Origin of the sequence: Christiangramia echinicola DSM 19838 (genome assembly GCF_000423065.1) — a bacterium.
Lineage (GTDB): Bacteria > Bacteroidota > Bacteroidia > Flavobacteriales > Flavobacteriaceae > Christiangramia > Christiangramia echinicola.
This window is the reverse complement of record NZ_AUHG01000011.1, coordinates 160,071-172,198: the sequence shown is the minus strand read 5'-3', so window position 1 is coordinate 172,198 and position 12,128 is coordinate 160,071. Positions and strand designations below refer to the sequence as shown.

The 12,128-nt window shown below is 37.4% G+C and carries 10 protein-coding genes; 5 read left to right on the top strand and 5 right to left on the bottom strand.

Translation table 11 applies throughout. The features are described 5' to 3' along the window. The first annotated feature begins 34 nt into the window (after positions 1-34). From folE to G530_RS0105770, 5 genes are read left to right on the top strand one after another with little or no spacing between them, the layout of a single operon-like run. Positions 35-712, top strand: coding sequence for a GTP cyclohydrolase I FolE (gene folE, locus G530_RS0105785; RefSeq protein ID WP_026933630.1), 678 nt, complete (start codon positions 35-37; stop codon positions 710-712). 23 nt (positions 713-735) lie between these two features. Continuing rightward, positions 736-2,220 carry a cysteine--tRNA ligase gene (cysS, locus tag G530_RS0105780; protein WP_026933629.1) on the top strand — a complete coding sequence of 495 codons (1,485 nt, stop codon included), beginning with the start codon at positions 736-738 and terminating at the stop codon, positions 2,218-2,220. A 9-nt stretch (positions 2,221-2,229) separates the two neighbouring features. Then, positions 2,230-2,478 (top strand): membrane protein insertion efficiency factor YidD, encoded by a 249-nt coding sequence (yidD, locus tag G530_RS17460; protein WP_084519413.1) that lies wholly within the window; start codon positions 2,230-2,232, stop codon positions 2,476-2,478. A 45-nt stretch (positions 2,479-2,523) separates the two neighbouring features. Next, on the top strand, positions 2,524-3,345 hold the full coding sequence (lgt, locus tag G530_RS0105775; protein ID WP_026933628.1) for a prolipoprotein diacylglyceryl transferase: 822 nt from the start codon (positions 2,524-2,526) through the stop codon (positions 3,343-3,345). Continuing rightward, positions 3,342-3,839, top strand: coding sequence for a DUF192 domain-containing protein (locus G530_RS0105770; RefSeq protein ID WP_026933627.1), 498 nt, complete (start codon positions 3,342-3,344; stop codon positions 3,837-3,839). Before lgt ends, G530_RS0105770 begins: the two co-directional genes overlap by 4 nt. A gap of 3 nt (positions 3,840-3,842) precedes the next feature. Here the strand turns inward: G530_RS0105770 and G530_RS0105765 are convergent, their stop codons facing one another. From G530_RS0105765 to gyrB, 5 genes are all read right to left on the bottom strand, one after another. Further along, a complete protein-coding gene (locus G530_RS0105765; protein ID WP_026933626.1) occupies positions 3,843-4,748 on the bottom strand; it encodes a CPBP family intramembrane glutamic endopeptidase in 906 nt (301 codons plus the stop codon). Positions 4,749-4,820: 72 nt separating this feature from the next. Beyond that, positions 4,821-7,820 (bottom strand): protein translocase subunit SecDF, encoded by a 3,000-nt coding sequence (gene secDF, locus G530_RS0105760; protein WP_026933625.1) that lies wholly within the window; start codon positions 7,818-7,820, stop codon positions 4,821-4,823. Positions 7,821-7,989: 169 nt separating this feature from the next. Beyond that, a complete protein-coding gene (locus tag G530_RS0105755) occupies positions 7,990-8,916 on the bottom strand; it encodes a malate dehydrogenase (protein WP_026933624.1) in 927 nt (308 codons plus the stop codon). Positions 8,917-9,010: 94 nt separating this feature from the next. After that, on the bottom strand, positions 9,011-9,988 hold the full coding sequence (locus tag G530_RS0105750) for a DUF6588 family protein (RefSeq protein WP_026933623.1): 978 nt from the start codon (positions 9,986-9,988) through the stop codon (positions 9,011-9,013). A 120-nt stretch (positions 9,989-10,108) separates the two neighbouring features. Beyond that, positions 10,109-12,049, bottom strand: coding sequence for a DNA topoisomerase (ATP-hydrolyzing) subunit B (gene gyrB, locus G530_RS0105745; protein ID WP_026933622.1), 1,941 nt, complete (start codon positions 12,047-12,049; stop codon positions 10,109-10,111). Positions 12,050-12,128 lie beyond the last annotated feature (79 nt).

Genomic DNA, 12,128 nt, shown 5'->3' with positions numbered 1-12,128 from the left:
ATACGGTTTTAACCGACTATTATTGCAAAAAAGCATGAAAATAGACAAAATATTGAACGAAATTGAAGAAATGGGCGATGCCCATGCAGGCAGTAGCGCACATACTCCACTAAGAGAAGATGCCTTCGAAAAGACAGATCAGGAAAAAATTGATCTAATTAAGGAAGATGTCAAAAATATTCTGGACACCTTAGGTCTTGATCTTACAGATGATAGTCTTAAAGGAACTCCATTAAGAGTTGCAAAGATGTTCGTGAACGAAGTATTCTCTGGTCTTCACCCAAAGAGAAAGCCGAAAGCTTCTACATTTGAGAATAAATACAAATACGGAGAGATGTTAGTGGAGAAGAATATCACCGTATATTCAACCTGCGAACACCACCTTCTACCAATCGTTGGAAAAGCGCACGTTGCCTATATTTCTAACGGTACAGTTGTAGGTCTTTCTAAGATGAACAGGATCGTAGATTATTTTGCAAAAAGACCTCAGGTTCAGGAAAGAATGACCATGCAGATAGTTCATGAACTTCAAAATGTTCTAGGGACTCCAGATGTTGCTTGCGTAATAGATGCTAAGCATTTATGCGTAAATAGTAGAGGTATTCGCGACATAGAAAGCAGTACCGTAACCAGTGAATTTGGTGGTGCTTTTAAACAAAAAGATATTCGTCGAGAATTTCTGGATTATATTAAATTAGACACATCGTTCTAATAAATCAAAAAACATTTTAATACATGGCGCTTTACCAGGAACAAAGCCTGAAATTTTATAATTCCATGAGTGGTGAAAAGGAAATTTTCACTCCAATAAACGAAGGGAATGTAGGAATGTATGTTTGTGGACCAACGGTTTACAGTAATGTACATTTAGGTAATTGCAGAACTTTTATTTCTTTCGATTTGGTCTTCAGATACCTGAAGCACCTTGGATATAAAGTACGTTATGTAAGAAACATTACTGATGCCGGCCATTTAGAAAATGATGCCGATAGTGGTGAAGACAGAATTTCTAAAAAGGCAAGGCTTGAACAGATCGAGCCAATGGAAGTTGTACAGAAATATACGGTTGACTTTCATAATATCCTGCATAAATTCAACAATCTCCCTCCTAGTATTGAGCCCACGGCTACAGGGCATATTGTTGAACAAATCGAGATAATCAAAACGATTCTTGATAATGGTTATGCCTATGAAGCGAACGGATCTGTTTATTTTGATGTTATAAAGTTCAATAAAGATCATGCATACGGGAAATTAAGTGGAAGAGCGATTGAAGATATGATCGCGAATACCCGTGAACTTGCCGCTCAAAGTGACAAAAGAAATCCACAGGATTTCGCACTCTGGAAAAAGGCTGAACCACAACACATTATGAGATGGCCTTCCCCATGGAGCGACGGTTTTCCAGGCTGGCACCTTGAGTGCACCGTAATGAGCACCAAATATCTTGGTGAAGAATTTGATATTCACGGCGGTGGAATGGATCTTAAGTTCCCACACCATGAATGTGAAATTGCCCAGGGAGAAGCCGCTACAGGTAAATCGCCTGTTAACTACTGGCTTCATGCTAACATGCTTACTTTAAATGGTAAGAAAATGGCCAAAAGCACGGGTAACTTCATACTTCCAGAACAGATCTTTTCCGGGAACAATGATGTACTAACTAAGGCATTTTCACCAAATGTGGTAAGATTCTTTATTCTTCAGGCACATTATAGAAGTATCCTGGATTTTTCCAGTGATGCCTTAATGGGAAGTGAAAAGGGATTTAACCGATTAATGGAATCCTATCAATCTATTGAGGAACTTCCAGTTTCTGAAAAGTCAACTTTCGACCTGGAATCATGGAAACAGTCATGCTATGATGCAATGAATGATGATTTTAATAGCCCTATTCTAATTGCGAAATTGTTTGATGCCGTTAAATCTATCAATAGCATTAAAGAAGGTACAATTTTAATTAATCAGGAAGATCGTGATAACCTGAAAGCAAGCATGAGTGCTTTTATGTTTGACATCCTTGGACTGACTGATTCGGCTACTGAAAACGAGAACGGTGAAGAAAAATTAAATGGTACGGTTGAATTATTGATCCAACTAAGAGCTGAGGCAAGAAATAATAAGAACTTTGCTTTAAGTGACCAGATAAGGGATAGATTACAGGAAATTGGGATCCAGTTAAAAGACGGGAAAGACGGCACTACTTTTTCCTTAAAATAATTATTTATAATGCTGAATCGATGGTTAAGTAACATATTGACCGCTAGTGTTCAGTTCTACAGGAAATTTATTTCTCCTCTTACTCCTGCTTCATGCAGATACCAACCAACATGCTCTAGCTACATGCTTGAAGCCATAGAAACTCATGGTGGGATAAAAGGTTTCTGGCTGGGAATTAAACGTATAGGTAGATGCCATCCCTGGGGCGGATCTGGCTACGATCCCGTTCCTCGAAAATCAGACCACAAAACGAGCTAAAGAAAAGGCAAATATGTATATTTACGCCTAATCAAAATAACAAGTATGCTTCTTAATGCCATTAGCTGGAATCCTTCAGAAGGGTTGGATTTAGGATTTTTCACACTTCACTATTACAGCTTGATGTTCCTGATTGCTTTTACCCTTGGCTGGTATATAATGAAAAGCATTTTCACAAGAGAAAATATTCCTATTGCATATTTAGACTCTCTATTCATTTATACTGTACTTGCCACATTGATTGGGGCAAGACTAGGCCATGTGATATTTTATGACTGGGAATATTTTCAGAATCATCTATTAGAGATCTTCCTGCCAGTGAGATTTGAACCAGAATTTGAGTTTACAGGCTTCCGAGGTCTCGCAAGTCATGGTGCAGCTATAGGAATCATAGTAGCAATGTATCTTTATTCAAAAAGAGTTGTTCAAAAACCGGTACTTTGGATATTAGACAGAATTGTGATCCCCGTAGCTAGTGGAGCAATTTTCGTACGGATTGGAAATTTCATCAACTCTGAGATCATTGGTAAACCCACAAATTCAGACTACGGAGTAATATTCGAAAAACTGGGAGAAGACTTCGCCAGGCATCCTGCTCAGTTATACGAATCTGCTTGTTATTTAGGAATCTTCCTGATCCTATGGTTTCTTTATTGGAAAACGGAGAAAAGATTTAAAACCGGTTATATATTCGGCCTATTCCTTGTATTGTTATGGACGGTTAGGTTTTTTGTAGAATTCATAAAAGAACCACAGGTTGGAGAACGCGCCAACTGGCTGTTAAATACAGGCCAATGGCTAAGTATTCCATTTGTAATCGCCGGTCTCTATTTTATGTACAGACCTGTTAAACAAAAAACAGTATGAAAAGGAACATTTTAGGCCTCGCCGCACTTTCACTCTTTTTAAGCCTTTCTTTTTCCTCTTGTGAAGATGATAAAAAAGAAGAGATCATCGAGACAGATCCCATCAATTTTACAAAGGAAGGAGAAGTATATCTTATAAAAGCTTCAGGGGACACCTTAAGGAAGCTGGATGTTGAATTAGCTGAAAATGATTATGAGCATCAAACAGGTTTAATGTATCGCGAAAGTCTGGAAAATGACCAGGGAATGCTTTTTATTTATGATTCTGAAAGGGTTAGAAGCTTCTACATGAAAAATACATATATTCCTTTAGACATTATATATTACGGAGCAGACAGCACCCTTGTAAGCATTCAGAAGAACGCTACACCACGTGATGAAACTTCTTTGCCCTCTGAAGGTCCAACACAATTTGTTCTTGAGATTAATGGAGGCCTATCAGACCAATGGGGAATAGAAAATGGAGACAGATTTAGTTTTCAGAATATTAATTAAATCCTACTTTCTTCTATAACGATAGATCAAATCTATTTCTAAGAAACCAAGCGCTTCCCTTTTAATAGATTGCTTACCTGTTTTTTTTGAAATGATTTCAAAGTCATATTTCATAAAACCTTCGGTTTGTAAAAGTCTTATATTCTCACCTGAGTCAGACTCATTGCTGGAATCTAATAATTGATATAATTCTCTTGCTTCTATATTATTGGCAATTATAGAATCTTCATTAACTATTCTAACCGAAGAAGATTTTGAATTGAACCTGGGAACTCTTTTCCATTCAACCTTAAAATCAGAATTTTCATAAACATTCAAACTAGCATCTACATAATGAAGATTATAAAACATGAATATCATTAATGTAGCGTTCCATGCAAAATGCAATACAATCGCTTGAATAATTCCGAAGTTAACGATAGACCATAGCAATAATGAACCCAGGCCAATCTGGAAAAAAGCAAAATAGAACAATTCAGGATCAATTATTTCTTCCATTTTATAATGTACAGCAGCAAATAGAAGCACATTTGCCAATAGTGCCAAGTTTCTAATATATTCACTGGGATATTTTTGATTGAGGAAATATGCTATAACGAAGAGGAGTAATAATACAATATCCAACCAACCATTATCAGAAGCAAGAACAATTAGCGGAATAAGTATTAAGGAAACAATCTTCATCCACTTTCTTCCTGTAAAGAGTCCTCTAAAAATGAATTCTTCGATTATAGGCGCTAATATTAGTACCAATATTAAAACTACCTCCAGAGACATATCTGAATAGTTCCTGGAACTTTTCACCATATCCTCGCCTACTACGTATGCATATATACTAGCAAAAAGGATACTGATAATTCCTAAATAGAACAACCAGTTTTTTGTAGATCTCCCTAAAAATAATTTCATCGATTTTTAGATAAAAAAAATGCTTTCCTTTTCAGGAAAGCATTTTTAAATTCAAATATATAACCATTTATATTAAACAGCAGTTGCCTCTTCAGTTTCAGGCTTTTCTTTCTTCTGAATTGAAGACTTCTTCTTCACACTATCGAACATCACCGGTGTAGCGATGAATAGCGATGAGTAAGTACCTACAATCACACCTACGATAAGAGCGAACATAAATCCTCTGATACTTTCTCCTCCAAAGATGAAGATTGCAAGCAATACTACCAAGGTAGTAAGCGAGGTATTCAAGGTTCTACTAATAGTACTATTTAGTGCTGCATTCACAGTTCTATCAAGATCCCAGCTAGTATGCTCGTTCACATACTCTCTAATTCTATCGAATACAACCACGGTATCATTCAGGGAGTAACCAATTACGGTTAAGATCGCTGCGATAAACGCCTGATCTATCTCCATATTAAAAGGCATCACTTTGTAAAGTAAAGAGAAGATACCTAATACAACTAATACATCATGGAATACAGCTGCAACCGCTCCTATACTAAATTGCCATTTACGGAAACGTAATAAGATATAAAGGAACACAACGATCAGGGAACCTAATACAGCCCAGAATGAAGCGTTCTTAATATCATCAGCAATCGTAGCTCCAACTTTCATAGACTTCATTACACCCACCTGCTTATTATCATCTCCGTCAACGAACTCCTCATAAGTTAGTTCTGCAGGAAGGTAAGAACCTAAAGATTCGAATAGCGATCTTTGAATTTCTTCATCAACCTCAGATCCTTCTTCGTTCACTTTATATTTGGTAGTGATCTTCAGCTGATTGTTTGGTCCAAAAGTTTTAGCTTCTGCACTACCAAAAGTTGCTACTAGATCATTCTGAACTTCAGTAGGGCTTACATCATCAGCAAATCTTACCGTATATGTTCTACCTCCTACGAAGTCAACACCCTCGTTAAGACCTTGCGTAAATAATGATCCAACACTAACTACGATGAATAAACCTGAAATGATATAAGCAACTTTTCTTTTCTTAAGGAAGTTGATATTCATATTTGTGAATAGGTTCTTCGTTAAAGAAGTAGTAAAGTCAAGAGACTTACCTTTTTTACCATATCCATCTATGAATAATCTTGTAATGAAAATTGCAGTAAATAAAGATGTTGCAATACCAATTAATAAGGTAGTAGCAAATCCTTTAATTGGCCCTGTTCCTAATAAGAATAAGATTAAACCTGTAAGACCAGTTGTTATGTTAGCATCCAGAATTGAAGATAAAGCATTATTGAAACCATCTTTAATGGCATCTTTCTGAACTTTTCCTTTCGCTAGTTCTTCCTTGATCCTTTCGAAGATAAGTACGTTCGCATCAACAGACATACCAATAGTTAAAACAATACCGGCAATACCAGGTAAAGTTAAGACAGCTCCAAGACCGGCAAGGATTCCAAAAATAAATAGAATGTTTACTACAAGAGCAACATCTGCGAACAGACCTGCTTTACCGTAGTAAAGAATCATCCAGATCAAGACAAGGATTAAAGCAATACCAAAAGAATTAATACCACTATCAATTGCTTCCTGACCAAGAGATGGCCCTACTACTTCACTTTGAATAATATCTGCAGAAGCAGGAAGTTTACCAGCTCGTAATACGTTTGCTAAATCCTGACCTTCTGTAATATTAAAGTCTCCGGTTATTTCACTTCTACCTCCAGATATAGCTCCTGTAGAAACTCCTGGTGCAGAATAAACAATATTATCAAGTACAATAGCGATCTGACTTTGTTCAGCTGAAGCTTTTCCAGTCATATCTTCCCAGATCTTAGCTCCGGTTCCATCCATTTGCATACTCACGGCAATACGACCTAATTGATCGTAGGTTTGCTGAGCATCTGTGATAACACTACCACTTAAAGGTGGCTCCATGTTACGGTTACCTTTTAAGGCATATAGACCTGTTGTTTGAGTATCTGCATCTGGAACTCCCCAAACGAATTTCGCATATCTTAATTGAGATGGTAAGATCGAACGAACCTGAGGATTCTGAAGGTAATTCATCACCTTCGCAGTATCCTGAACTTTAAAAGTTGCGATTACCGGTCCTCCCTGATATCCAGGAGAAACAATTAGATCGAAAAGTGGGTTATTTCCTGTTTCAACTTCAGTACTATCTTCAGACTCCGCTAAAAGCTCATCGATTTCGTCATCTCCCGAAGTAGCTGTAGAATCTGCTTCCTGAGTAGATACGTCTTCAGAACGCTTCATTTCAGCTAGTCTATTATTAGCCTGAACAAGGAAATTTCCTAATTCATTGTTCTTATATACATGCCAGAACTCTAACTGAGCTGTACTCTGCAAAAGGTTCTTTACCCTGCTGATATCTTTAGCACCTGGTAATTCAACAAGAATTCTTCCTGAATTTCCAAGACGCTGAATATTTGGCTGAGTAACACCGAATTTATCAATACGTTTTCTCAGTACTTCAAAAGCAGAAGTAATAGATTCGTCTATCTTTTTTCTAATGACTGGCTCAACTTCTTCATTACTCATGTTGAAGTTCACCTCGTCACTTAAAGTTTTATTTGCAAAAATATCAGGAGAGGCAAGTTCTGCGTTCGGGATATTATTGAAAGCTTCGAAGAAAAGGTCTATATAATTCTCCTGGCTATCGGTTTGAGCTTCGTCAGCTTCAGCAATAGCTTTTCTAAAAGCAGGATCTCTGGAATCATTTGCCAATCCGCTTAAGATATCTCTTACGGAAATTTGAAGGATCACGTTGATTCCTCCCTTAAGGTCAAGCCCTTTGTTCAGCTCTTTGTCTTTCGCGTCATTGTAGGTAATTCCCGCAATAACATCATCATTACCAATAGAATCCAGGTAACTGGCCTCGGCCTGGTCACGTAGTTCAGAGTAATTATCTACATCTTCACCTATTTTCTGAAAGGCGAACTCCTCAGCATCAGTCTCAACATTATTTGTTATAAACGTAAATGAAAGCTGATAAAGACACACCAGCCCAAACAAAATTGCAAAAACTCTTATCAGTCCTTTATTCTGCATTATTCCTCAAATTATTGATTATTAGGTCTATTTTAAAAACGGACAAATATAGGACTTCAATTATCAAATCCCAATATTTTTTTTTGGATAATTTTAACTTTTTCTACTAACAAAAAAGCCACAAAAATTGTGGCTTTTCATGTTATTCTGAATGAATTTTGCTAAAAAATTATAACTCAAGCAAACCATTGGTTTTTTTAACACCTTCTGCGCTCTCCTTCATTTTTGCTATTTCAGCATCATCCAATTGTAATTCCACAATTTTTTCTAATCCATCTTTTCCAAGAATGGCCGGCACACCTATGCAAAGATCGTTTAACCCATATTCACCTTCTAATAATGCTGAACATGGAAACATTTTTTTCTGGTCACAAGCAATAGCCTGTACCAAGCCAGAAACTGCAGCACCTGGAGCATACCATGCACTGGTTCCTAATAATTTAGTAAGAGTTGCCCCTCCAACTTTAGTATCTTCTGAAACCTGATTAAGCCTGTCTTCAGAAAGAAAAGCCGTAACTGGAACAGAGTTTCTTGTAGCGAGCCTGGTAAGTGGCACCATACCAGTATCACTATGACCACCAATTACCATCCCGTCAACATCTGATGGAGGACATTCTAAAGCCTCACTTAGTCTATATTTGAAACGAGCACTATCTAAAGCACCACCCATTCCTATGATCTTATTTTTTGGAAGCCCTGTAGTTTTATGAACTAAATAGGTCATTGTATCCATAGGATTACTAACCACAATTAGTGTAACGTTTGGAGAATGCTTGATAAGATTTGCAGAAACCTCTTTAACGATCCCGGCGTTAATACCTATTAATTCTTCTCTGGTCATCCCCGGTTTACGTGGAATACCACTCGTGATCACAGCGATATCACTATTCGCAGTTTTTGAGTAATCATTTGTACTTCCACTTATTTTTGTATCGAAGCCATTTAGAGTTGCGGTTTGCATAAGGTCCATTGCTTTACCTTCAGCATAACCTTCCTTTATATCAAGCAACACAACTTCTGAGGCAAAATTTTTGATGGCAACATATTCGGCACAGCTGGCACCAACGGCACCTGCTCCTACTATAGTAACTTTCATGTTAAAATATTATTTAATTTCTATTAATAATGACTGCGAAATTACGAATAATGAGGCAGTAATAATAATAAGGAATGGTTAAATCAAATAGAATCTATAAGAGGAAGTGAAGCCCCAAATTTACATTCACGAATTTCCCGGCTGTAGCCATCGTAGAGATTTTGAATTTATTGAAGTATAAATTAAATCCTATATCTCCCTTAAACTGAGCTTCTTTATCGTTTAACCTAACTAATTCATTATTTATAATTGGTAAAGCCACACCACTTCCTCCAAATTCGTATTCAAAGTCTGACTGGGCAACACCCAACGCACCAAAAATCTCAAAATTTTCATATTTCTTTGAAGCCATAACTTCTGCCATCCATACACCTGCGCTTACATCTATAAGATTTAGATTTACAAGGTCTGGAACACTAATTTGTTCAAATTCATATTTTACATCGAAAATATCATAGGCCAGGATTCCAGCTATTTGCAAATCATCTTCATCATTAAATCTAAAATACTGACTGAAATTATGTTTAAGTCCAACCCCATAGGTACTAAACTCAGCACCATCTATTTCCAGCCCGGGTAATGCCCGTACACCAACTTGAAAACCATAAGGCAATCCTACAGACACCTGTGCAAACGGATAAATTAAAGCGCCTTTATCTATACCCTCAATAGCCTGAAAAGAGAATTCCTCCCCCATAAAACTACCATTAAACATCACTTCAGATCCACCGCCAAAAGCAGTTGGAACCTGAGCTCCACCATCTCCATCATTAATTGTCAGGTTTCCAAAATCTCCAGAATTCACGGTAAATTGCTTTTTACTCGAAGGCACAAAAAGAGCATTCCCATGTAAGGAAACATCTACCTTCCAAGGTTCTAATGCTCTTGCAGAGGTAAACCAGCTAGCTGTTGCCTGATAAGCAGCACTCTCTGATGCCGGACTTGCAAATCCATCTGCCAGGAACAATAAATCATCTACGATTTGCTGACCTTCTTCAGGGATTAATTGCGCAAAGGAATTCCCAGATATAAATACCAGGATTAATAGAAAAAGTTTTTTCAGGTTTTTCACAATGACTTGGGTTTAAGTTTGATAAAAATAATAAAATATAATTCCCGTTATTTTGACTAACGTAAAAAACCCACACATATTAGTAAGGTGTGGGTCTTTTATTAAATCTTTTTGCTTTGATTATGCATCAATATTAGCATACTTAGCGTTCTTTTCAATGAATTCTCGTCGTGGCGGAACCTCATCTCCCATCAACATAGAAAAGATCCTATCGGCTTCCCCCCCATTATCAATGTTCACCTGTCTTAAAATTCTGAAATCTGGATCCATAGTGGTATCCCATAGCTGTGAAGCATTCATTTCCCCAAGACCTTTATATCTCTGGATCTGAACTCCTCCACTATATTCAGCAGCTATCTCATCACGCTCTTTCTCAGACCAGGCGTAACGCTTCTTCTGACCTTTTTTAACAAGGTAAAGTGGCGGTGTTGCTATATAGATATGACCATTCTCGATCAATTCTTTCATATATCTAAAGAAGAAAGTCAGGATCAATGTTTCAATGTGGCTACCATCAACATCGGCATCACACATGATCACAACCTTATGGTATCTAAGTTTTGAAAGATTCAGTGCTTTACTATCCTCTTCAGTACCAATAGTTACACCAAGTGCTGTGTAAATGTTCTTGATCTCTTCATTATCAAAAACCCTGTGAGACATCGCCTTTTCAACATTAAGAATCTTACCTCTTAAAGGAAGAATCGCCTGAAATTTTCTATCTCTACCCTGTTTGGCAGTACCACCCGCCGAGTCACCCTCAACTAGGAATACTTCACATTGTTCCGGATCCTGCTCTGAACAGTCAGATAATTTCCCAGGCAAACCACCAACACTCATGGCGGTTTTACGCTGAACCATTTCACGGGCTTTCTTCGCAGCATTTCTAGCCTGCGCAGCAAGTATTACTTTTTGAACGATGGTTTTAGCATCATTCGGATTCTCTTCTAAATAATTCTCAAGCATTTCTGAAACCGCCTGAGATACCGCTGAAGTTACTTCACGGTTACCTAATTTGGTTTTAGTCTGCCCCTCGAATTGAGGTTCAGCAACCTTTACAGATATAATCGCTGTTAAACCTTCACGGAAATCATCTCCCGTAATTTCAAATTTCACTTTATCAAGAAGACCGGAAGAATCGGCGTATTTCTTAAGTGTAGTTGTTAAACCTCTTCTAAAACCTGAAAGATGCGTTCCACCTTCATGCGTATTAATATTATTCACATACGAATGTAGGTTCTCGTTGAATGAAGTATTATAAACCATCGCAACTTCAACAGGAATATCATTCTTCTCACCTTCCATAGAGATCACATCTCCAATAATAGGTTCACGGTTACCGTCAAGGAATTTTATAAACTCCTTCAGTCCTTCTTCAGAATGAAAATCATCATGGACAAACTCCCCGTTATCTTCCTTATTCCTTTTATCTGTAAGGCTTATTCTAATTCCTTTATTCAAATATGCAAGTTCACGCATACGACTTGCAAGAGTATCATAATTATACTCCAAAGTTTGCGTAAAAATACTAGGATCTGGCTTGAAGGTTACAATAGTACCATTCAAATCAGTCTCTCCTGTAGGCTTTACAGGATATAGTGGTTTACCCAACTCATATTCCTGTTGCCATATTTTCCCGTCTCTATAAACGGTTGCGGAAAGATGTTCAGAAAGTGCATTCACACAACTAACACCAACCCCGTGAAGACCACCGGAAACTTTATAAGAATCTTTATCGAATTTACCCCCTGCACCAATTTTGGTCATTACAACCTGAAGTGCGGAAACACCTTCTTTTTTATGAAGATCAATAGGAATCCCCCTACCGTTATCTTCGGTAGTAATGGAATTGTCCTCATTGATAGTAACTTTTATATTATCACAGTGTCCTGCAAGGGCCTCATCGATAGAGTTATCAACAACTTCATATACCAAATGATGCAGACCTCTAACGCCTGTATCACCAATATACATTGAAGGCCGCATACGAACATGCTCCATGCCTTCCAGTGCCTGAATACTGTCGGCTGAATAATTATGTTTCTTAGCTTCTTCGCTCATATATACGCTAATTAATTTCGTCTATTTTGGATAACGAACAAATATAACAAAACGCATATTTTTAACAGGTTGAAGCAAC